The 22585-nt window shown below is 63.3% G+C and carries 19 protein-coding genes; 6 read left to right on the top strand and 13 right to left on the bottom strand.

The annotated features are described in order from the left end of the window. The first annotated feature begins 57 nt into the window (after nt 1–57). Genes IF103_RS10130 through IF103_RS10120 form a run of 3 tightly spaced genes read left to right on the top strand, consistent with a single transcriptional unit; the run spans nt 58 to nt 3789 of the window. Nucleotides 58–1593, top strand: coding sequence for a GMC oxidoreductase (locus IF103_RS10130; RefSeq protein WP_104882549.1), 1536 nt, complete (start codon nt 58–60; stop codon nt 1591–1593). Then, nucleotides 1580–2641, top strand: a complete 1062-nt coding sequence (locus tag IF103_RS10125) for a sugar phosphate isomerase/epimerase family protein (protein WP_202676078.1) — start codon at nt 1580–1582, stop codon at nt 2639–2641. Before IF103_RS10130 ends, IF103_RS10125 begins: the two co-directional genes overlap by 14 nt. Next, nucleotides 2638–3789, top strand: coding sequence for a Gfo/Idh/MocA family protein (locus tag IF103_RS10120; protein ID WP_027907171.1), 1152 nt, complete (start codon nt 2638–2640; stop codon nt 3787–3789). Before IF103_RS10125 ends, IF103_RS10120 begins: the two co-directional genes overlap by 4 nt. Here the strand turns inward: IF103_RS10120 and IF103_RS10115 are convergent. Both IF103_RS10115 and IF103_RS10110 read right to left on the bottom strand, forming a co-directional pair. Further along, the gene (locus tag IF103_RS10115) at nt 3712–4680 is read right to left on the bottom strand and encodes a LysR family transcriptional regulator (RefSeq protein WP_023380168.1); all 969 of its coding nucleotides are present in this window, start codon (nt 4678–4680) and stop codon (nt 3712–3714) included. The genes IF103_RS10120 and IF103_RS10115 overlap by 78 nt on opposite strands. Next, entirely contained in the window at nt 4662–5567 is a 906-nt protein-coding gene (locus tag IF103_RS10110; protein WP_104881877.1) for a LysR family transcriptional regulator, read from the bottom strand. Before IF103_RS10110 ends, IF103_RS10115 begins: the two co-directional genes overlap by 19 nt. Nucleotides 5568–5847: 280 nt before the next feature. On the opposite strand from IF103_RS10110, the gene IF103_RS10105 reads away from it, so the two are divergent. Both IF103_RS10105 and IF103_RS10100 read left to right on the top strand, forming a co-directional pair. After that, nucleotides 5848–6474, top strand: coding sequence for a TetR/AcrR family transcriptional regulator (locus tag IF103_RS10105; protein WP_023380166.1), 627 nt, complete (start codon nt 5848–5850; stop codon nt 6472–6474). A 95-nt stretch (nt 6475–6569) separates the two neighbouring features. Beyond that, a complete protein-coding gene (locus IF103_RS10100) occupies nt 6570–7796 on the top strand; it encodes a multidrug effflux MFS transporter (RefSeq protein WP_023380165.1) in 1227 nt (408 codons plus the stop codon). A gap of 62 nt (nt 7797–7858) precedes the next feature. Here IF103_RS10100 and IF103_RS10095 read toward each other — a convergent pair whose 3' ends face one another. The 7 genes from IF103_RS10095 to IF103_RS10065 form a co-directional block, all read right to left on the bottom strand. Beyond that, a complete protein-coding gene (locus IF103_RS10095) occupies nt 7859–9082 on the bottom strand; it encodes an MFS transporter (protein ID WP_202676077.1) in 1224 nt (407 codons plus the stop codon). A 100-nt stretch (nt 9083–9182) separates the two neighbouring features. Further along, nucleotides 9183–9575: a C-glycoside deglycosidase beta subunit domain-containing protein gene (locus tag IF103_RS10090; RefSeq protein WP_023380163.1), complete on the bottom strand. Its 393-nt coding sequence runs from the start codon at nt 9573–9575 to the stop codon at nt 9183–9185. An 11-nt stretch (nt 9576–9586) separates the two neighbouring features. Then, nucleotides 9587–10597 (bottom strand): sugar phosphate isomerase/epimerase family protein, encoded by a 1011-nt coding sequence (locus tag IF103_RS10085; protein WP_202676076.1) that lies wholly within the window; start codon nt 10595–10597, stop codon nt 9587–9589. 22 nt (nt 10598–10619) lie between these two features. Further along, entirely contained in the window at nt 10620–11387 is a 768-nt protein-coding gene (locus tag IF103_RS10080) for a hydroxypyruvate isomerase family protein (RefSeq protein ID WP_027907169.1), read from the bottom strand. A gap of 109 nt (nt 11388–11496) precedes the next feature. Beyond that, a complete protein-coding gene (locus tag IF103_RS10075; RefSeq protein WP_202676075.1) occupies nt 11497–13950 on the bottom strand; it encodes a beta-glucosidase family protein in 2454 nt (817 codons plus the stop codon). Continuing rightward, the gene (locus IF103_RS10070; protein WP_023380158.1) at nt 13943–14563 is read right to left on the bottom strand and encodes an NADPH-dependent FMN reductase; all 621 of its coding nucleotides are present in this window, start codon (nt 14561–14563) and stop codon (nt 13943–13945) included. The genes IF103_RS10075 and IF103_RS10070 overlap by 8 nt, the downstream gene beginning before the upstream one ends. A gap of 16 nt (nt 14564–14579) precedes the next feature. After that, nucleotides 14580–15677 carry an LLM class flavin-dependent oxidoreductase gene (locus IF103_RS10065; protein ID WP_252189436.1) on the bottom strand — a complete coding sequence of 366 codons (1098 nt, stop codon included), beginning with the start codon at nt 15675–15677 and terminating at the stop codon, nt 14580–14582. Nucleotides 15678–15920: 243 nt separating this feature from the next. Between IF103_RS10065 and IF103_RS10060 the strand changes: the two genes are divergently transcribed. Then, a complete protein-coding gene (locus IF103_RS10060; RefSeq protein WP_023380156.1) occupies nt 15921–16634 on the top strand; it encodes a GntR family transcriptional regulator in 714 nt (237 codons plus the stop codon). A 7-nt stretch (nt 16635–16641) separates the two neighbouring features. Here the strand turns inward: IF103_RS10060 and IF103_RS10055 are convergent, their stop codons facing one another. The 4 genes from IF103_RS10055 to IF103_RS10040 all read right to left on the bottom strand — a co-directional run bounded on the left by IF103_RS10055 (nt 16642) and on the right by IF103_RS10040 (nt 22349). After that, nucleotides 16642–17592, bottom strand: a complete 951-nt coding sequence (locus tag IF103_RS10055) for a PDR/VanB family oxidoreductase (RefSeq protein ID WP_202676074.1) — start codon at nt 17590–17592, stop codon at nt 16642–16644. A 56-nt stretch (nt 17593–17648) separates the two neighbouring features. Beyond that, nucleotides 17649–18710, bottom strand: a complete 1062-nt coding sequence (locus IF103_RS10050; protein WP_023380154.1) for an aromatic ring-hydroxylating dioxygenase subunit alpha — start codon at nt 18708–18710, stop codon at nt 17649–17651. Nucleotides 18711–18929: 219 nt separating this feature from the next. After that, a complete protein-coding gene (locus IF103_RS10045; protein WP_041925476.1) occupies nt 18930–19352 on the bottom strand; it encodes a PA0061/PA0062 family lipoprotein in 423 nt (140 codons plus the stop codon). Nucleotides 19353–19478: 126 nt separating this feature from the next. Beyond that, nucleotides 19479–22349 carry an HD domain-containing phosphohydrolase gene (locus tag IF103_RS10040; protein WP_202676073.1) on the bottom strand — a complete coding sequence of 957 codons (2871 nt, stop codon included), beginning with the start codon at nt 22347–22349 and terminating at the stop codon, nt 19479–19481. Between the last annotated feature and the right edge of the window lie 236 nt (nt 22350–22585).

Here is a 22585-nt window from a genome sequence, read left to right as displayed (position 1 = left end):
CGCAACGTTTGAAACGCATACTTCCAGTCTGTTAGCCACTCGCGGAGAATTCCAATAATGCGTGACGCGATGATCGATGTAGATGTGCTGATCGTTGGCAGCGGGCCGGTCGGTGCGACATGCGCTCGCCTGCTCGTCGACCAGGGCCACTTGCACGTGCTGATGGTGGATGCCGGCCCACGATTGACCGAGCGCGCCGGCCTGCACGTTCGCAACCTGCCTGAAGAGGCCCGCGTGGCAGCACAGGTCGCCGCGCAAGGGCCGACCGCCTTCCGCTACGCAGTGCCCAGCATGCCTGAACGCGCCGGCGCTGCCGTGTCGGGCCGCTATCGACTCGAGCATCTCGTGCGCCCCGGCACTCACCTGCCGAACGGAGAACGATGGGGTGAACTGCCTGCCGCCGCTTGCTCGACCAATGTTGGCGGCATGGGCGCGCACTGGACGTGCGCGTGCCCACCGCCGGCCGACGGTGAAGCCATCGGCTTCATCCCCACCGACGAGATGCAAGCCGCCTTGGCGACAGCCAGGGAGCTGCTGCAAGTTACGGCGGCCGCGTACCCAGATACCCCTGTCAGCCAACGCCTGCGTGAACGCCTGAGCAATGCCTTCGCTGAGGTCACTTCGCGCGATCGCGCCGTGCAGCGCATGCCGCTTGCCTGCAGTGCCGAGCACGACCAACGCCGATGGAGTGGCAGCGATACGATTCTCGGTGCCCTGGCGGACGAAGCAGGCAGGCCGGAGCGATTCGAACTACGCCATGACACCGCCTGCCTGCAGTTGCTGGTCAGGCACGACCGCGTGATCGGTGCCCAACTGCTGGACCGCAGCAGCGGCACACGTTACCGCGTCGACGCCAAGACCGTCATCGTCGCCGCCGATGCACTGCGCACCCCGCAACTGCTCTGGGCCTCGGGCATACGCCCCCAGGCCCTCGGCCGCTACCTCAACGATCAGCCCCAGGTCGTGCATGCCGTTCGACTCGATGCCGAGGAATGCGGTATCACCCGCCCTGGAGAGGATGCGACGGTTGGCGTGTACTGGGTACCCTTCGACCGGCAGCATCACCCGTTTCATGGCCAGGTCATGCAGATGGAAGCGTGCCCGGTTGCACTGACGGATGAAGCCCAGGCGAACGTCGAGCACATCGTCGCCATGGGCTGGTTCTGCTGCAAGCAGGACATCCGCGCCGAAGACCGTGTGCGCTTCAGCGAGACCGAGAAGGACTTCCTCGGCATGCCCGCCATGACCCTCGACTACAGCTTGACCGAACGCGACCTGGCACAGGTCGACAAGGCGCGCGACCTGTTGCAGCGCGCAGGCAAAGCCCTCGGCCAGCCACTGGGTGAAGCACCTTTGATGTTGCCGCCAGGCAGCTCGCTCCACTACCAGGGCACGACGCGCATGGGCGAAGCGGACGATGGCACCAGTGTCTGTGACGACCGCGGCCAGGTATGGGGCTTCAGGAACCTGTTCGTCGCAGGCAACGGCGTCATTCCCACTCCGACGGCCTGCAATCCGACGCTGACCAGCGTCGCCCTCGCCGTACGCGCCTGCGAGCGCATCCTGCAGGAGCACACCCATGGTCACGCTTAAAGGCCCCTCGCTGTTCGTTGCGCAGTTCGTGGGCAATACCGCCCCCTTCGACACCCTGGACAACCTGGCCGAGTGGGCAGCGAGCCTTGGCTACAAGGCCTTGCAACTCCCCTGCGATCCACGCCTGTTCGACCTGCAGCAGCTTGCGCAAAGCCAGGGCTATGCCGATGAGATCCGCGGTCGGTTGGACCGACACGGGGTCGTTGTCAGCGAGCTTTCCACTCACCTACAAGGTCAGTTGATCGCCGTGCACCCTGCCTACGACACGCTCTTCGACGCGTTCGCTCCCCGTGAAGTGCGCGGCAACCCCGGCGCACGTCGGCAATGGGCCAGCGAACAAGTGGCGCTGGCTGCGCGGGCCTCTGCGCGCCTCGGCTTGACGGCCCACGCGACCTTCTCCGGTTCGCTGGCATGGCCCTACCTCTATCCTTGGCCGCAACGTCCGAAAGGGCTGGTCGAGCGAGCTTTCAAGGAACTGGGCGATCGCTGGCGTCCTCTGCTGGACACCTACGACCGGCACGGCGTGGATGTCTGCTTCGAGCTGCACCCCGGCGAAGACCTGCACGACGGAGTCAGTTTCGAGCGCTTTCTGGCCGAGGTCGACCAGCATCCCCGGGCAAAACTGCTGTACGACCCCAGCCACCTGCATCTGCAGCAGGTCGACTACCTGGCCTTCATCGATCACTACCATGCACGGATCGGGGCATTTCATGTCAAGGATGCCGAGTTCCGACCCGATGGCCGCCAGGGTCTCTACGGCGGCTATGGTGACTGGGTATCACGCGCTGGCCGATTCCGCTCGTTGGGCGACGGACAGATCGACTTCAAGGCGATCTTCTCGCGCCTGGCAACCTACGACTATCCAGGCTGGGCCACCCTCGAATGGGAGTGCTGCCTCAAGCATCCCGAGGACGGTGCCCGCGAAGGCGCGCGGTTCATCGCAGAGCACATTATTCCCGTGGCGCGCTACGCCTTCGACGACTTCGCAAGCAGCACCCTCGACGCAACGGCGCAATCGCATCTGCTGGGCATAGGAGGCGAGCGATGAGTGCACAGACACGGCGTCTGCGACTTGGCATGGTCGGCGGCGGTGACGGCGCGTTCATCGGTGCCGTCCACCGCATGGCAGCCCGCCTCGACGACCGCTTCGAGTGGGTCGCGGGCGCATTGAGCAGAGATCCCGCACGAGCCGATTCCAGCGCCAGGGCATTGTTCATTCATCCAGGGCGCAGCTACCACGACTGGCAGGTAATGGCGCGCGCCGAAGCGATGCGTGACGATGGCATCGATGCCGTGGTGATCGTCACGCCCAATCACCTGCACATACCGATTGCGTCGGCATTCATCGACCATGGTATCGATGTGATCTGCGAGAAGCCCCTCGCCCGCACGTACGCCCAAGCTCATGCACTGGCCGCGACCGTACGTGCGAGCGATCGCATCTTTGCCGTGACCTATCCCTACAGCGCCTACCCCATGGTGCGTGAGGCGCGCCGATTGGTAGCCGCCGGAGCCATCGGCGAGGTACGCGTGGTCCAGGTCGAGTACGCCCAGGAATGGCTCACGGATCTGTCGCAGAGCCCGCAGGCAACCTGGCGCGATGACCCTGACCAAGCTGGGCCGGCCGGGGCACTGGGCGATATCGGCAGCCACGCCTTGCACCTGGTGGAGTTCGTCAGTGGCCTGGTATTGAACGAAGTCTGCGCAGACCTCGCATCGCTGGTGTCTGGACGTCGCCTGGACGACCAGGTGCAAGCGCTGTTGAGGTTCACCAACGGCGCTCGGGGCGGCCTCTGGGCCTGCCAGGTGGCGCCCGGACAGGAGAATGGGCTACGCCTCCGGCTGTTCGGTAGCAAGGGCGCATTGGCCTTCGATCAACAACAACCCGAGGCGCTGCTGTTCACCGAAACCGGCCAGGCGACGCGCATCATCAAACGCGCAGCGGGCGAACATGCGCGACAACGGGATGCGCTGTTGCGCCTACCCGCGGGCCATCCGGAGGGATACCTGGAGGCATTCGCCCAGCTTTATTGCGATTACGCAGAGCTCTGGCTGGCACGACAAACCCTGCGTCCCGCCGCCTACGCAGCTACCCTGCTACCTGATTTCGACACAGGACTACGCGGTCTCGCCGCTATCGAGGCCATGTTGCGCAGCCACGCCCTGGGTGGCCAATGGGTGAAGCTGGGACACTGAGCGCCCTTCCCCCACTGGCGCTTGCACAAGCTGGGCTGCGCATGTGAGCAACTGCTCGCGCAGCCACGTGTGCGCGGGTTCCTGATCACGGTGTCTGGGCCATTGCATCACTTGCCGGCAACGCGGTGCCTGTTGTGAGGCGTTGAGCATCCGCAGGTTCGGGTAGCGTTGGCAGAACCTGCGCGCGATGAAATCCGGCAGCCTCACGCGCAGATTGCTCGCCCCGAGCAGTGTCGGCAGCGCCAGCAGGTGGTCGGTGCGCCAACCCTCGGTCGACTTCAGCCCAAGGTCCGAAGCGATCACCTCGCAGCCATCGTCTGGATCGACGACAAAGCTCGGCTCGACCGGGCGCTGGCAGACCAGCGTCGCCAGCGGCACGTCGAGCAGCATCTGGCTGGCGTAGGCCTCGTCGTGCTCATCGAATGGGCGGATCAGCACATCTGCGCCATGACGCTGGAAAGCATCCTGGACTGCGCTCTCGCCCAGCTGGGAAATCGACAGCACTTCCAGACGAGCCCCAGGCGCAAGCTTCACCAGGCGTTGATACAGCAGCGGAATGAGAAAACCCGCGTCGAGGTCCGAGCACATCACCTTGAACGATTGCCGGGTATGCGCAGCATCGAATACCTTGTCGCGACGCGCGATCTCGGCCGCTCGATGCACGGCATGACGCACTTTCTCGCGCATTTCCAGTGCCAGCGGGGTCGGGCGCATCCGTCGGCCGTCCGGCTCCAGCAGGGGGTCATCGAAATGCAGGCGCAACCGGGCCAGGCCTGCGCTGATCGCGGGCTGGCTGACGTACAGCTGCTCGGCTGCCCGACTGACACTGCAGTGTTCAAGCAATGCGTCCAGCACGACCAGCAGGTTCAGGTCTAGAGCCCGATAACGCATGGCAGCGCTCCTTTGTCCGGCAGGTTCACACAGCCTCGGATCAACTGACGTACCCAATCGTGCAGTGGCTCTTGTATGGCGCCAGCCCGCCAGGACAACCGCTGCACCAGCCTTGCGGTGTCGAAAGGCAGCGGCCACACCTGGAGCGGTCTCTGCGTCCTGTACGCACGACTCAGGGACGCGGGCACGCAGGCAATCGCCTGCCCTGCGTCCAGGTAGGTATCAAGGGCCAGGTAACCCGGCACCCACGCACAGATGTCGCGGGTTTCATCGCCCGCGAAGTGCTGCCCCGCCACCCGCAGGTGCGGCAGGCGGTTGAACGTTTCCAGGCTCAGGCCGTCTTGCAAGGCGGGGTGATCGGTCCGGGCGAGACACTGCCACTGCTCATCGAAAAGTGCCTCACTATGGCTGCAGGCGTCGCTGGCGATCATGAAATCGATCTGCTGACGCGCCATCCAGGCATCGAGGTTTTCAGCGCTGCCCCGGGGTGCGGCCAGCAGTTGAACGCGCATGGCAGGCGCTTGCCGGCCCAAAGCCCTGATGATCCGTGGCAGCAGTTGCTGGGCCAGATCGTCGGTGCAGGCAATGCGCAACGTAGCATCGCACTGCGCGGGCACGAAGGCCGTTGATTGTTCGAGCAGGCCGCCCACATCCTGCAACCACTGCCTCACCAAAGGCTTGAGCTCCTGACTAAGCGCGGTGGGCAGCATGCTGTGATTGCCCTTGACCAGCAGTTCGTCTGCGAAATGCTCGCGCAACCTGGCCAGCGACGAGCTGACGGTGGACTGCCCCAGGCCCAGGCGTTGCGCGGCCCTTGAGACGTTGCACTCCTGCAGAAGGATATCCAGCACCATCAGCAGATTCAGATCCAGCCCCTTCAATCGCATGAGCGCGGCCCCTCAACGACGTGAAGACTGAAGATGGAGACACCCAAGCGCATTAGGATCGGACGGCCCTCCTGGTTGCGGCGTTGGCATTCTTGCTGGCATTTCCATGTCGACCTCCTGCACCCGCCTCGGCGAGCGGGCCTTTCTTGTTGTGGGTGGCAAGCAAAGTTGCTTGCAAATAGAACCATAATTCTGGTTCTATGAGTCATACTTAATTGCCTTTTCATGTCCGTCAAGTTTTTCCTTGCGGGCCATCGGAAAAAACTCCAAGCTTGCCACCATGACTACCCCAAACGTACGCCCGCCCCAGCAAGACCGAAGCCGCCAGTCCCTGGAAAAAGTGCTCACCGCAGCGCGACAACTACTGTGCGAAAGCCTCACCGCAGACCTCACGCTGATTGAGGTCAGCAAGGCAGCTGGCGTATCGATCGGCTCGATCTACGGCCGTTTCAAGGGCAAGGACGACTTGCTGCAAGTAGTCTTCGAAGATGCGCTCGAGAAGATGGACCTCGAGTGGCAGTCCTCGATGCGCGAGCTTGGCGCCCGCCAGCTTGACCTCTCGGAACGGTTACCACTGTTGGTGGACACCCTGGCCGAACACCTGGCCCGGCATGCCGCGATCCTCAAGCCATTCATGAACCGCGCCAGCCACGCCGATATCGCCCGTTCAGGCAAGGAATATCACGCCAGGATGGCAGCCGCGTTCATGGCACAGATCAACGCGCACCAGGATGAAATCCGTCATCCAGACCCTGACCGCGCCATCCATTCCTGCTTCCGCATCATCTACTCCTCGCTTGCCCGTTTCCTTGGGCTGGGCTCGGCGGCCGACGCCGCGGGCGAAGGCGACTGGAACCACTTGAAGCAAGACCTGGGCACCATGAGCGTGCTCTTCCTCACCCATTGACCGCCTCCCGCCTCGGCTCAACCGCCGAATCGGGATTGGCATTGCCTTAAATTAGAATTAGAATTCTTGTTTTATCCAATCAGGAGGTTAGCCCCTTGAAGGCGATAGACCCGCATGCACGCGCGTTTCTGATCCTCATGGCCGCCGTGAGCGCCTTGGGTGCGCTAGGAATCGACATGGCGCTGCCGGCCAACGGCAGCACCGCTTCAGCGCTAGGGATCGCGCCGGAGGCGATGGTCTGGTCACTCAGCGTGTTCCTTGCTGGCTTCGCCGCCGTTCCACTGATCGCGGGCCCGCTGTGCGACCGCTACGGCAGAAGGCCGGTGCTGCTTGTCTCGCTGGTGCTGTTCAGCGTGGCCAGCCTGGGCTGTGCGCTGTCGGACAGCCTCGGTACGTTGCTTTCCTGGCGGTTGCTGCAGGGCGTCGGCGGCGGCGCTGGCCGGCCGGTGATCCTGGCAATCATGCGGGACTGTTTCCAAGGCAGCGAGGCGCGCAGCAAGCTGTCGTTCATGGCCGCCCTAGGGATGCTCGCGCCTCTGCTTGCGCCGAGCCTGGGCTCGCTGCTGATCGGGTTTGCACGCTGGCAGATGCTGTACGTGTTCCTGGCGGTTTACGGGATCGTGATCGGGCTGCTGCTCGCCCGTGGTTTCAAGGAAACCCTCAAGGTTCCCCTGCCCCAGCTCAGCCCAAGGTCCCTGGCCGCGGGATACATGAAGGCGCTGGCAGAACCCCTGTTCCTTGCCGGCACCCTCGTTACGTCTGCCTCGTTCGCCTCGATCTTCGCCTACGTCGGTGCCGCCCCCAGCCTGTTCATCGATACCCTGGGGCTGACCCCACAACAATTCGGGCTCACCTTCGGCGCCTGCTCGGCGGGACTGATCGTGGGGGCCGTCAGCAACGGGCGCCTCAGCGCCAAACATGTCGAAGCACACAAACTGCTGCTCGCCGGCGCCGGGTTGGCCGTCGCGGGCTGTGTAGGGCTGGCGACCTGCGCACTCACCGACGCCCGTTCGATCTGGCCCTGGTTGGTCGCCATCCTTGCATTGACGATGTCTGGCGGGCTGGTCAGTGGCAATGCAACGCAAATGGCGCTGCAGCCTTTCCGTCAGCACGCCGGCACTGCCAGCGCGCTGATGAGTGCCATGCAGATGGCCGGTGCATCGCTGGCTGGGGCACTGGTTGCCGCCCTGGCGTCCTTCGGCAGCGGCCTGTCGATGGTGATCGTCTGCGCCCTGTGCCAGGCGTTCATGGTTGGCGGAATCGTCTGGCTACGTGCCCAGTGGCCTTCCAGGGAGAGTGCGAGCGTGGCTGCAGAGTCGTGACGCTGACAAAACAAAGGGCCTCCTGAACAGGAGGCCCTTTGTTTTACTGCCGATAAAGCGTTTCAGGCGGGAAGCTTGCGTAGCGCATGCCCGTGGCCGGAAAGCGAATAGGCGAAGATCGCGGCTGCTAGCACCAACGCCACGCCACCGAATACCGAAAACGGCACCATGATATTGCCCTCAGCCTGCACGCGCAGCAGGTTGACGAACAGTGGGCTGACGAACATCCCGGCGAAGAAGGCACTGGACCACGCCCCCATCGCCCGACCGCGATGCGCAGGCCCCACCAGCGAGGCCACCCAGAAGATCATCGCGCTGACGGCCATGCCGGCACCGACCTGTTGAACCACCGCGCCAACGCCCATGACCATCGGGTTGCGTGCCTGCCCGATAGCGATCATGCCCGCACCAATCAACGCCAACGTGACGGTGAGCACACGCTCCGGCGTGGTCCGGCTGGAGACCCAGCCGAACAGCAATGCCCCCAGCGGCACCGCCAACGACGCCAACGACATCAGCATGCCGATGCGCTGCGGCGATGCGCCGTCCAGTGCATGGAACGCGGTACCGGCGTTGATGGTGTAGACGTAGTACACGACGGCAATGACGAAGGTGGTCAGGCAGATGGTCGCCATGCGCAGCCAAGGGAAAACGCTGTCGTCGATCAGCGGCTCGTCATCGTGGCGGGTATCGGCATCGGGCTCGAACATCCATACCTTCATGGCCAAGCACAGCGGGAAGGCGATGGTGTAGATCCAGAACGCGCCATTCCAGACCATGGCGGTCAGGTAGCCAGAGCTGGCGATGACAGCGGCGGCGAGCGAAGGCCCGACGAACCCTTGCAGCGCCAGCCAGAAGCGACGACGGCGGACATTGAAATAGTTCACCAGCATGGTGTTAGCCAGCGTCAGTACCACGGCCTCCGCCAGACCCACGCCCAGACGGCTGGCGAAGATCAGCGTCAGCGACTGGCACCACAGCGGCATGGTACCGCACACGCCGAACAGGAATGTCGCACCGATGAGCAGACGACGACGCCCCAGCCGGTCGGCAAGCAAGCCGGCAAAAGGCGCCACGAAGGCGATGACCAAGCCCGGTGCGGTGATCATCAACGGGATAAGCACCTGCGCATGGGCGACAGGCGCGAAGTGCTCGATCAGCGTCGGTACAGCCGGTGCCAGCGAGACAATAGCCAGAATGGGCAGGAATCCGGTCAGCACCATGATCAGGCCTTGCGCCACCCCGGCGCGTGGAGCGGTTTGAGCAGCAGAAAGGGGAGTTCCCACGATCTTCTCCTTCATTGTTCTTGTGGAGATCAAACGGACTGGGCACGCAGCAAGGCGAATCGGGAAGGCCCGACTCGCCCGCGTTCAGGACAGGTTCAGTTCATTGCGTCAGCGCGACATCCGCCTCGCACGTCGTGGTGGGCACGAACGGCAGGTAGGAAATCCGCAGCTTCTCGGCAAGCTTCAGGCGATGCTTGCCCTCGGCGAGGCCGCCGGGCTTGAGCACGATCAGCTCGGCTTTCTCGCCAAAATTCCAGCGGTCGTCGTACACGGTTTCCAGCTCATCCAGGCTCCAGCTGCGGCCCCTTACGCTAAAGCGAATCGCACTGCGTTCGATCGCCTCGCCGTCCACGCTGATAGCGATGTCTTCGATCATCGACAGGCCCAGGCCGCGGTAATACGGCAAACGCGCGAGGAAGCGGAAGCCGGTGACCTTGCCGCCTTCGATGACATTGTTGAAGCCTTCCTGGCAAATCATGTGTTTATCGAACATCGGGGCTATCCTCAGGCGGCCAAAGCGGCGGGCAGATCTTCGTTCAGCAGTTTGCAGAACATGCGGTGTTGCAGGCGAACCTGATGCAGGCTGTCGACTTCGAAGGCGTCTTCCACCCAACGGTTGCCCTCGTACTCGGAACAGACATAACCCTCATAGCCACCTTTTTGCAGCACGCGGAAGATCTCGTCATACGGGATCGACCACTCTTGCAGCGACTCGGTCATCTCGTAGAACTTGGCGTGGATATTGTGGATGCGCGGCATGAAATCGAGCATTCGCTTGGGTTCGAACGCCGCGTTGTGTCGCAGGGTCTCGGCCATCGCCAGTTGCGGGCCCGGCCCCCATTTCTCCATGACGTCCAGGATGACGTACTCGCTGAGGCGGCGGTCTTCGTAGCTCTTTTCGATGAAGTCGGCGGCAGCGACCGGGCAGCCATTGCGGATGAACCGCTCCTTCCAGACCCGCGGGAAGCGATCGAGAAACATCCCCATGTCCGGCAAGAAGCCCAACGCCTGGGTACCGGCGCGCTCATAGGCTTCGGCGTGGCGGATGATCCAGGGATGGTCGAAGTGCAGCGGAGCATGAACTTCAAGGAGAATCTTCAGCCCCAGTTCTTCGGCATAAGGTGCGGCGGCCACCAAGACTTCCGGGTCGACCGAGACCAGCGAGCGGATGTATTTCATGCCCAGGCGCGCACCGAACTCCAGGTCGTTGCGCACACAGCGAACCTGCTCTTCGAAGGGCATCGGCCGCCCTTTGTAACGCTTGTAATCGAGCATGAAGTCGTGGCTCACCGGCACGGTGCCGTACTTCTTCATCAGGTGATGCCAATGCTCGATGGCCGTGTCGGCCACGCCCTGCTCCGGCCAGCCCGCGAAGCTCTGCTCACCGATGATCTCGATACCCAGTGCCCCCATCTGCGCGCACTGGTGGATGCAATCGGCCAGGTCCATCTTGCCGAGGAAGGTTTCGTTCTGGAAGCTGTACAGACTGACGCCGCGTTTGATCTTGTTGTTCATGGCATTTTTCCTGGAGTGGCTGTTACAGGCCAGTGGCTTGTCGCACGGTGGCCAGCGATTGCAGGGAAGGCAGGGTGGGCTTGTACTCGAGGCCGATCGCTTGCCGGTACCCCAGCGTCTCGAGCCGTCGCAGCACATCGTCCCAGTCGAGTTGCCCGGTGCCAGGCTCATTGCGCCCTGGCAGGTCGGCGATCTGCACGTGGCGCACCAGGTGCATGCGGCCGCGCAGCACATCCTCCAGCGATTCATCCATCACGCTGGAGTGGTACACATCGAACAGCAGCTTGAGGTTCGGACTGTCGACCTCCTCGATGATGTCCAGGGCTTCGCGGGTGTCGTGCAGGAACATACCGGGGTGGTCGATACGGGTGTTGAGTGGCTCGATCAGCAACTCCACGCCGGCCTGTTCGGCCAGGTGGGCGGCGTTGCTCAGCGCGTCGATGGCGGCTGCGCGTTGCTCGGCATGCGACACGCCCTCACGGGTGAAGCCAGAGGCCACGATCAGCGGAGGCGAACCGACCTTCTGGCTGGCCGCCAGACTGTCGCGCACCGCTTCGATGAACTCGGCATGCTGCGCCGGATCGACCAGGCTTCGTCGCGGATCGACGCAGAAGCTGGTCAAGGTCACGCCGGTTTCACGCAAGGCGTGCGCTACCTGGTCCATGGGTTTGTCGCGCCACAGGTGAAACTCGACATGGCTGAGCCCGGCGGATTTCGCCGCACGGATGCGATCGGCGAAATTGGGACAGTCATCCTGAAAGAGCCATTCGATACAGGCTGATGGGTACACGTCTTACCTCCTTGTAGGGCGGTTCCTGACCGCCATTGTTATTCTGAACGAGGATTCTTATTCTGATTGTCTGGCAGTGAGCCACAGCACTCGCGCCACTGCACATCATTTATCTCGTGAGCGGCCTATCGCTGGCGTGGATGGATTGATCGAACAGCGAATGCCATGCGCCCGCCTCCACGCCGCCCTTCTCATCGACCTCAAGCGCCAGCTGCAGCCAGCCGTCAGTGCTCGAAGCGCCCAGGGTCATGCGGTAAAGCCCAGGTTGCAGTCGCCACCGCTGCTGCTCGCAATCCCAACGGGAAAAACTGCGCGCCTGGAGCACCAGGTCGACAGCGGCCCTCCCCGTCGCGGGAACGTCCACCGCCGCGAAGGCCTCCAGAGAATATCGCCTGTCCTGGCCTTCTTCGGGGGGGGCCAGCAGGTAGAGCTGGGGAACAGCCTTGCCCTGGCGAGACGAGTTGTTCAGCAACCCAAGGCGCACGCTCAGTGTCTCGACGTGCTCCCCGGACAACTGGGCCACTTCAGGCTCGATCGATGCATAACCCAAGCCATGGCCGAAGGGAAAGGCAGGCGTTAGCGAGTGCGCCGCAAAATGGCGATACCCCACCCACCAACGCTCGTGGTAGTGCACCTCACCCGCCGGATCAGGCGTGAGAGACCAGACCGGATAATCCTGCTCCCGCTCAGCGAAGGTCACCGGCAACCGCCCACCTGGCTCGAGATCGCCTGCCAATACCGAGGCCAGTGCAGGCCCGAAGGCCTGCCCCGGATACCAGGCGACGATGACAGCGGCGGCGTGCTTCAGGCAGGCCGTATCGACCGGATGCCCCACATTGAGCACAACGACCGTACGCGGATTGACCTCGCAGACCGCACGAACCAGGGTTTGCTGTGCGGCGCTGAGCTGGGTGGTGTCGCGGTCGACGCTTTCCAGCCCCGCATCGGCGGTCTCCCCCACCATGAGCACGACGCTATCCACCTGCTGCGCCAACGCCACGGCTTGCGCGAGCAGGTCATGTGACTGAGGTGCTCGACAGCCGAACCACAGGCCATGCGCCAGACTTCGGCCAATGTTCATCGAGAATTCAAGCGAACACTGCTGGCCCGCCTCCAGTATCACATCGACCCAGGTGTGTGGGCTCTGCATCAACTTGCCCATGATGTCACCGGACAAGGTGACGCCATCGAAGCTGGCATAGGCCTGCCCGTTGATGGAGAGGCTGACCTCGCCCGTACCGCCGAGGAAGAAGCGATACACACCACTGTTGGCCACTTGCATGACCGTGCTAGCCGTAACGTTGGCAATGCCTTCGAGCGACAGAAGATCGCCCACACCGGGCATGTCCTTGAACCAGACCAGCGAAGAAGCATGGCGCGTTTCCTCGTGCACCAGGTGCCCTTCGGCATCGCGGAACGTCACGCTCAGGTCCAGCGGCTCGCGGGTCAACGGGGGAATCCGGTACTCGGCGACCACGCCTTCGGCATACACCACCTCGTGGAAACGTGCCGTGATCGAGGTGACCGGCATTTCCGTCGCCGGGTCGAGCGCTACCTTGGCGAACGTGCCACCTTGGAAACAAGGCTGGATCGCGTTGGGGCCGATGACCGCGATGCGCTTTTCCTTATCCGGCCGCAACGGCAACAGGCCGTCGTTGCGCAACAGCACCATTCCAGCCGCCGCCGCCTCTTTCAGCACCTCGATGCGCTCCAATTCGGCAGCGACGCTGGCGTCATAGGGAAGCGGGTTGTCGACTCGACCAGCAAGGCGCTGCAGGCGTTCGACGGCATCGACCAGGCGTTCGCCGATCGGCGCAGCGACGTCCAGCGCCGCGCCCATATGCCGGGCAGGGCCGGGCATTTCCAGGTCCAGCCCTGCCGCCAGGCTAGCGACGCCGTCGTGGGTGCCAAACCAGTCCGACATCACCAGTCCGTCCCAACCCAAGCCCTGCTTGAGCCAGCCAATGGCTTGGCCAAGCTCGGCACAGCGCACCCCATTGACGCTGTTGTAAGCCGTCAACATGCCCCACGCTCCCTGCCTGGCCGTGTGCTCGAACGGGCGGAAATACACCTCCCGCAGGGTCTGTTCGTCTACCGTCACGTTCATGTTGCGCCGGTCGGTTTCCGAGTCGTTGCACACCAGGTGCTTGATCACCGACGCCACCCCACGGGACTGCACCCCTGCAGCCCAGGCCCCACCAAGATTCGAGATCAGCAGTGGGTCTTCGCCGAACAACTCGAAGGCCCGGCCCGCCAACGGGCTACGCATCAGGTTGAGATTGGGCGCAAGGATGCCCTGGATTCCCAGACGCAGCGCCTCGTCGCCCACCACCTGGCCGACCTTGCGCACCAGCGCCCCATCCCAACTGGCCGCCAGCGCCAGACCGCACGGTGTCAGCAGCGCAAGATCGCGCTCATCCACCCGCCCTCCAGTGATGCCCATCGGGCCGTCGGAAAAACGCACGGACTTGAGCCCGATTGCCGGCAGCGGATGAGTCGACCACATATCCTGCCCGGCCGTGAGGTGCGCCACCTGGCGCCAATCGAATACTGGGCTACCCATGGCTGAACCTCTGCCCTGCCCCCTGACGCTGCTGCACCAGCGCAAGGCTCTGCTCTGCCAGTGTGGCCAACGACGCCGCTATCTGCTCATGGGTGCAACGGCCCTCGGCGTCGAACAGCGCAGCGCCGGCAGTGTTGAGCGTTACGCCCAATGGCGTTGGCCAGCCCCGCAGTGCATGGACGATGGAGCGCAGGGCTCCCAAGGTGGTGTTACACCCCTGCCATCCGGCCGCTGTGACGATGCAACCCACCGCACGGCCATCCAGGTAGACGCGGCGATCCTGACGCAGGTCTTCCAGCAGGTCGATGGCGTTCTTCACCAATCCGGAAACGCCGCCGTGGTACCCGGGTGTTGCGAAGATCACACCATCGGCGGCACGCACCGCCTCGATCAACGCCACCTCGGCCGGGGTGCGCTCGGTCACCTGCGGATCGAAGCTTGGCAAGGCAGAGAGCTCGGCGCCACCGAACAAAATGGTCCGTGCGCCCAACTGCCGCGCGCGCTCCAAGGCACAACGCAGAGCCTTCTCGGTGCTGGACCCCGGCCGGGTGGTGCCGCCGATGCCGACGATCAGTGGCCGATCAGCATCATGCAATTGAACAGTACGTTTCATGACTCAAGCCTCCGGCTCAACGAAATTGCGGCATGACTTCGCGGGAGAACAGATCCAGCGACTGGTTGGCAAAGCCGATGCGCTGCTCAGTGAGCGGCCCATTGGTGAAGCCCATCAGTACGTTGCCGATGCCAAGCTGCTTGTGCTTGTGCAGTTCTTCGGCGACCTGCTCCGGTGTCCCGTGCAAGCACCAGGTCTTGATCCATTCCGGGCTGAAGCAGTCAGGGTGTGGGTGCAGCGAGACGCCGCTGAGCACTTCGGCGCGCTTGTTGTAGTGGTACTCGCGGTCGATGGCCTGCTTGTAGGCCTTGAGGATCTGCATGAGCTCCTCTTGCGCCTGCTCCGCACTAGGGGCCAGGTGCACGCATTGGTAGGTATGTGTGGTCCAGGACAGGCAATGTGCGACGACCTCCGGCGCATGACCGGCTTCGTGCAGCGCGTCGCGGTAGCGGTGGAAGTACTTGGTCAGCTCGGTGAACGAATCGGCACTGGCCGCCACTGGCGGGGTGAACGCCGGAATGAAGGCTGGCCAGCCCGAGTCGGCGGCCCGCTGCATGCTGGTTTCGCGCAGCGCCACCGGCATGATGCGGTTGAACTTCTTCTGGTAGGCCGTCGGCACGATGCGTTGCACGACGGCGCCCTTGTAGTGCGCGGTTTCGAAGGAGATTGGGGCGTCTTCCAGTTCCTTGTCCCAGAGGCGCTGGACCAGGTCGAGATTTTCCTGCAGCAAGGCCGAAGCATGCTTGTAGTTCACACCGAAGCCAATCATCTCCTCCGGTGTGGTCCCGCTGCCCACCCCCACCAGCAAACGCCCATCGGTCAACTGGTCAAGCAGATTCACCCGCTCGGCGAAACGCACCGGATGGTGCAGTGGCACCGTGGTGACCGACATGCCGAAATGTACTCGCTTGAGCTGCGCTGCCAGGTAGGCCGCGAACATGAACGGGTCGCTGGACATGGGGGCGTAGCCGGTGAAGTGGTGATCCGGCATGAACACCGCGTCGAAGCCCAACCGTTCGGCAGCGCAGGCATGCTCTACCAGGGCGTCCATGACGAAACGGTCTTGTTCAGGGGCGGTCGAGCGGCCGACCAGGAATGCTGAGAAGCGCATCATGTGTGTCCTCTTATTGTCATGATGAGTCGCTGGGCGAGGGCTGGGAGGCCGGCGGTACCGATTCGAACCCCGCAACAGAATTAGAATTCTCGTTCCAGTTTCGAGAGAATAGTCAGCAATCGCCGCGCGCGTCAATGCATCGACCGAGGAAAAAACCGTCGACCCGGAGGCTGCCCTGCCAGCACCGCGCACGCCTGTGCTCGTTGCGTTACCATGGCGGCTCATTCCCCGAGGTCGCCTGCAATGAGCAAACATGGCCAGACCATCCTGGTCGCCCTGCGCAAGATGATCGCTTCCGGTGAGTTGGCCGGCGGTGAGCGCTTGATGGAAGTTCCCACGGCGGAGCGCTTTGGCGTTTCGCGCATGCCGGTGCGCATGGCGTTTCGTACCCTTGAACAGGAAGGCTTGCTGGTCCGCCATGGCGGCAAGGGCTTTCAGGTTCGCGCACTGAGCGTCGAAGACCTTACCGGCGCCGTCGAGGTGAGGGGTGTACTCGAGGGCCTGGCAGCACGGCAGTGCGCCGAGCGCGGCCTGGACGCCAAAGCCATGGCCACGCTCAAGCAATGCCTGGACGAGGGCGACGCGCTGTTCGACAAGGGCTACATCACCGAGCAGGACCTAGCGGCCTACCACGACCTGAACGTGCGCTTGCATCAGGTAATCATCACCGGCAGTGGTAACCCGGCAATCGCCGAGGCACTGGCACGCAACGATCATCGGCCATTCGCATCGGTGTCGGCGCTGGCCTTCGACCGCGACGACATGGCCCGCGAATACCGGCGCTTCAACTTTGCCCATATGCAGCACCACTCGCTGGTCGACGCCTTGCGCAACCGTCAGGGCGCGCGCGCCGAAAGCATCATGCGCGAGCATGCCAATGCCACGCTGCGCTACGCCGAGGTGTTCGGCGCAGCCAGCACGGCAAGTGGCGTCCAGGTGATTTCCAGGGGCGACTAGACGCCCGTTACAGATCGAGCACCAGCATGGTTGTCCTAGCCCGTGAGCAACAGGGTGTGAACTGATCGTTGGCCGCCTGCTCGTCTTCGGTCAGGTACAGGTCGCGGTGTTCTGGCACGCCTTCCAGCACCCGGGTCAGGCAGGTACCGCATACGCCCTGCTCGCACGAAACGGCAATCGACACGCCATGACGCTCCAGCACCTGGACCACGGTCTTGTCTGCTGGGATCTCGAATACCTGACCGGTGCTGCCGAGCTTGACCGAAAACGCTCCGTCATCGCGGGTGTCTACCGGCTCGGCGGCGAAGTACTCCCGATGCAGCCGGGCATCTGGCCAACCGTGGCTGCGGGCACTGTCCAGCACATGCTGCATGAACCCACCGGGGCCGCAGACATACAGATGGTCCTGCGCCCCAGGGTTTGCCAACACCTGCGCCAGGTCGAGCCGCGTGTTTGGATGCGCGTCGAAATGCAGGTGAACCTGGCTGGCATACGCGGCGCTAGTCAGACGCTCGAGAAACGCCGCTCGCTCGTGGGAGCGTGCGCAGTAATGCAGTTCGAACTCCTCGCCCTGGCTCCACAATTGCTCCGCCATGCACAGGATCGGGGTGATGCCGATCCCGCCGGCAAACAGCAGACTGCGACTGGCCTTGGGGGCCAGGGCAAAGAGATTGCGCGGCTCACTGATCAGCAGGGACTGCCCCGTCACGACCTGCTCATGCAGGCAACGGGAGCCACCGCGTGAAGCAGCGTCGTTGAGAACGCCGATCAGGTAGCGATGGCGTTCCTGGGGGTGGTTGCACAAGGAATACTGGCGCACCAGCCCTCCTGGCAGGTGCACGTCGATGTGCGCCCCGGCGCTGAATGCGGGCAGCGGGTTGCCGTGGGCGCAGCTCAGTTCGTAGCTGCAGATACCTTCAGCTTCACGGGTACGGGATGTGACGACAACTTCAATCATGGCTCACCTTCCATTGACGGCCACCCGGTGGCCGTGCTGGACATCGACAGGGACGGTTACTGCGCGGTAGCGATCAGCTGTGCTGCGACGCCAGCCTGCTCCTGAGCCACCAACCGCTCCAGGATGCGTCGCGACTGCACGCCGCCTGCGTCGATATTGAGCTTGAGCAGAGTGCGCTGCGGGTTGGCGAGCAGGTTGGCTTGCTGCTGCTCGAGCATGTCCAGGTCTTCGCTGAAGATCTTCCCCTGCCCTTCCCGGATGCTGTCGGTCAACGCCTGGTCCTGCGGATTGAAATTGCGCGCCATGCCCCAGAAGTACCAGATTGAGGTCTCGGTTTCCGGCGTGATGAAGTCCACAACGATGCTCGACGCCTTGTGTTCGGGCGCTGCGTCATAGCCTCCCTTGCCCGCGAGCGCCACGCCCACTTCGATCAGTACGTGACTCGGCGGAGTGAAACGGCAGATCTGCCAGCGATCCACCGGCAGGTCGTCAGGCAGATGATTACCCCGCAAGGCCATGCGCCAGAACGGCGGTGCCATGATGTTTTCCATGTGCCGGGCCGTGACGACTTCGTCGCCATTGACCGTTGTCACCGGAGGCGCTTCATCGATCTCCTTCTGGCCGATGCTCGAAGCATGCACGTAGGTTTCATGGGTCAGGTCCATCAGGTTGTCGATCATCAGGCGATAGTCGCACCTGATGTGGAACAACCCACCGCCGTAGGCCCATTCTTCGCTCTCGGCCCACTCCAGGTGGCACAGGGTCGCGGGATCGGCCAGTGCCTGGTCGCCGGGCCAGACCCAGACGAAACCGTAGCGCTCAACCGTGGCATAGGCCTTGTTGCATGGGAAGCCCCGTACCCGCTGGCCAGGCATTTCGAGGGTCTTGCCATCGCAGCCCATGACCAAGCCATGGTAGCCGCAGACCAGGTTGCCGTTCTCGACATACCCCAAGGACAAGGGTGCGCCGCGGTGCGGGCAGAAATCCTCCACGGCGCAGACCTGGTCCTGCTGCCCGCGGTAGAACACCATTTTTTCCCCACAGATTTGTCGGCCTAACGGCTTCTCGGTGATTTCATCAGGGGTGCAAGCCACATACCAGGCGTTTTTCGGGAACATTTGACTCTCCGGCTATTTATTTTTGTGGATCCATTAACTGATACAGAAGCGAGAAAAGTCAAATTATTTAGGCAATGGAAACTTTTTGTGGATCCACAAATCGCATCAAAGGTCATGTTCCTCAGCTAAACGCACGCGCGCGCCCATGCCCTCACAGCGAGCGCGACAACAGGAGCAAGGCGTGGATTCAGGGCGGGGGCAGATGGCCAGTGCACCACCTCAGGTCAGGCAGTAGTACTCACTGGCCTGGGCAACGACCTCATGCTTGGCGTTGAACAGCCGAGCCTCGGGGGTGAACGCCATCGAGCGGCCTTCGAGCAAGTAGCGCTGGCCGGCCTCGAAATGCGCGTAGTGAAGCGTCAGGTAACAGACACGGGTGGAAGGACCGCCCATCATGCTCATGCTACCGCCACCGGCCACTTCGAAATCGAACCGTACGATCAGCTCATGGCTGCCAGGGGCGACCTCGAAGAAGCGGCCATCGCGCAGGCGCTGTTTGTCGAGCCGCTCGGCCAGCAGCAACCTGTCATTGGGAAACGGTGTGGAAAAATCGACCCAGGCCTTTTGCGGGTCTGCCACCGGCATCGGAGCCTGGCAGCCCGCGATGACGCTGGCAACGAGTAACAGCACTAACCTGCGCATGCTGAGTGTTCCGATAAGTGAGTCACCAGCATAACGCCGGGATAGCTCGCCAGCCAGTGAAAAAGCCAGGGCCGCATGCACACCCGGCAGCGGGACCTGCCCGCGCCGACGGATTCCTCGACCGCCTCAACTTTCCAGCAGCGACTGCCCCGCAATCTGGGCCAACCAGTACGTTACGTCCACCTCGTCAAGCTGCTCGGGACGCAGGAACCGCTCGCCATACTCGCGGTATACCCCACTGCTCAGGAACAGCTGAAGCAGTTGCCCGTCGACATGCCTGTCGCGCGCCATGGATACCAGGATCTTCACCGATTCGGACAGTGTCTTCGGCGCTTTGTACGGGCGATCGGCGGCGGTCAGTGCCTCGAAGATGTCGGCAATGGCCATGACCCGTTCGGCGAGGCTCAGCTGGTCCTCGCCCAATCGGCGCGGGTAACCATTGCCATCCATGCGCTCGTGGTGGTTGCCGGCGATGGCAGGCACGCGCCGCAGCTGCCGTGGAAACGGCAAGGCACTGAGCATGATGATGGTCTGCACGATGTGTTCGTTGATCTTGAAGCGTTCCTCGTCGTTCAGCGTTCCCCGCCGAATCGACAGGTTGTACAGCTCGCCATGGTTGCTGGCATTGGCCGGCAGGCGCATGTCGAACCCCCACAGGTTGCGCGGGTCGTCGTGGGTCACGGGGGGCTTGCGCGGGCCCCAGGGTACGCGGTGCTCGTCCCGGTCAGCCAGCAATGGCTCCTCCACCGGCAGGGGCACCGGCGCCAGGCCAGCAAAGCGCTGCTCTTCATCGCGTGAAATGCCCAGACGGTCATCGAAATGCCGTTGCCAGCGGCGTTGGCCTATACGCTGCAACCGCTCGACATCTTCGTCCTGCATGAACTCCCCGCCAATGTTGGCCTTGGCGACGAACGCGAACTCATCCTCCAACTGTGCCTGGTACAGCTCCAGGGTGCGCTGCAGCCCTTGCCGGTCGCCGCCGGCGGCCAGCCCTTGCCAGTAAGCAAGCTCAGCATCGCGCCAGAGCACCTCAAAGCGCATGCGCACCTCGTGGATACGGTTGTACAAGGTCTCCAGCTTGGTGGCCTTGTCCACCACATATTCGGGGCTGGTGATCTTGCCGCAATCGTGCAACCAGGCCGCCACGCGAAACTCGTAGCGTTCACTTTCGCTCATGGCGAAGTCGGCGTAGGGGCCCGTTTCGGCCTGCACGGCCTTGTCCAGCAGCATCTGCGCCAATTGCGGCACCCGTTCACAATGGCCGCCGGTGTATGGGCTCTTGGCGTCGATGGCGTCGGCCAGCAACTTGATCATGGCATCGAGCAGTCGCTGCTGTGCCTCGATCAGCTGGCGCGTCTCGATGGCGACGGCGGCGGCACCGGACAACTCTTCGACAAAGCGTCGAAACGGCTGGCGTACTTCTTCGCGGGCGTGCTGGCTGTTCAATTGCAACACCAGGATGCCGAGCAGCGCCTGGCTGCGATCGTTGAGCACCACCGCCAGGCTCTCCCCACGCAGCTCCAGGGCATGGGCCACGGCGCTGGCCAGATCGTCGCGCTCATGGTCGTCGAGGGCCAGCTCTGCCGGGTACCCCTCGCCTTGGCAGGCGGCCAGGCGCAACGAGGCGCCCTCGGCGTCGAGCAGGTAAACCGCACCGGCACTGACTCCAGCGGCATTCACCAAGTGGGTGAGCACCCCGTCGAGCATGCGCTCCAGCTGGCTTTCTCGGCTCAGCGCCAGGGTGATCGCCTGGAAGCTGCGAATGGTGACGGACATGCGGCTGAGCACATGGCTCAGCTCACGCACCTCGGACACCCGCGAAGACACCCCAACTTCACGACTGAAATCGAAACTGGCCAGCGCCCGCACCTGCTCGGCGAGCAGGCGCAGCGGGCGCCCGATACGACGTCCGAGCAGCCCACCCAGCAACAGCAGTATGGCCATCAGTGCCAGCGTCCACAGCACTTGCTCGACCAGCACCGTGCGCGCTCCGGCCAGTAGCTCTCGAGCAGGCACGGCGATCAGCACCTGCAGTTCCTGGCCAGCCAGGGTGGTGAAGCGCACTCGCATGCCGTACCAGGTCTGCCCCTGCAGTTCGTACGGCTGTGGTCGGCTGCCCTGGGGCAAGTCAGTGTATATCCGATCGAGGCTGGGGATACCCAGTTCCGAAAGGCGCGACAGGCGCACCGCTTCGCCCTCGCGCACGATTACGCGCGCAAGGTCCGGGTAAGCCACCACATTGCCCTGGTCGTCGACCACGGCGATTTCGGTGCCAGCGGTGATGCGTAGGTCACGGCTCTGGCTCGCCAGGTCGTCGACCGACACATCCATGCCGATCACAGCCCCACCATCGCGGCTGCGCTGGGCCATGGTCAGGCCGATCTGGCCGGTGGTGAAGAACACGTAGGGGTGGGTCAGCACGGTCTGTGCCTGGCTTGAGGCTTCGACGAACCAGGGGCGCTGACGTGGATCGTAGTGGTAATCCGGTTTGACCCGAGATTCGAGCAAGGTCAGGGCACGGTCGTAGAACCGCCACTCGCCCAGCATCGCCCCGCCCTCCCCCAGGCTGACGCTCTGCACCAGGAACTCCGTGCCTGGCGGTGCGGCGAAGCGCTCGAGCAACTGCGCCGTGCGCAGCGGGCGAAGCAGCATGAACTCGCCATTGGGGTAACCGACGTAGGCAGCGCTGAGCATCGGGTTGGCGTTGAGGCTTTCGACCAGCTGGGCCAATTGCTGCAGACGGGGGGCCAAGCCACTGGCGGACGGGTTGACGGCAAGCAGGCGAATGCTGCTTTGCACTGGGTCGACCAGGCGACGGGCGCGCTCATCGATGGTCCGGGCGAATTGCTCGGCCGTGTCGCCGGCTGCGGCCACCAGCGTCTGCTGTATGGCGCGATAGCCCTGCCAGGCCAAGCCAACACCCAGTACCAGCATGCCCAGCATGATCGCCAATGCCACCAGCCACTGCAGGGAAACACCCCGTCCTGGGTTGTTCATGGGGGTGTCTCCCTGGCACAAGCCGGTTCGACCGCACGAATCACCTTCACAAGACGCGCCACCAGGCGGCCTGCCAGCCAAGCTGCACGACCCATCGACACCTCGCCCATGCCGGGTATTCCATGTATTGCGGTTTCAACAGTGTAATCAGCGATTGCAAACGTGCCGGGTTAATGTCGAAGGGTGCAAGCCTCTTACCCGAAAGCTGGCGTCGTCGCCGCCATCCCCGAGACGCC

The organism is Pseudomonas sp. SK2, assembly GCF_016772395.1.
In the GTDB taxonomy this organism is placed as follows: Bacteria; Pseudomonadota; Gammaproteobacteria; order Pseudomonadales; family Pseudomonadaceae; genus Aquipseudomonas; species Aquipseudomonas taiwanensis.
Note: the sequence above shows the minus strand (reverse complement) of the source record. Positions and strands in the feature narration are given on the sequence as shown.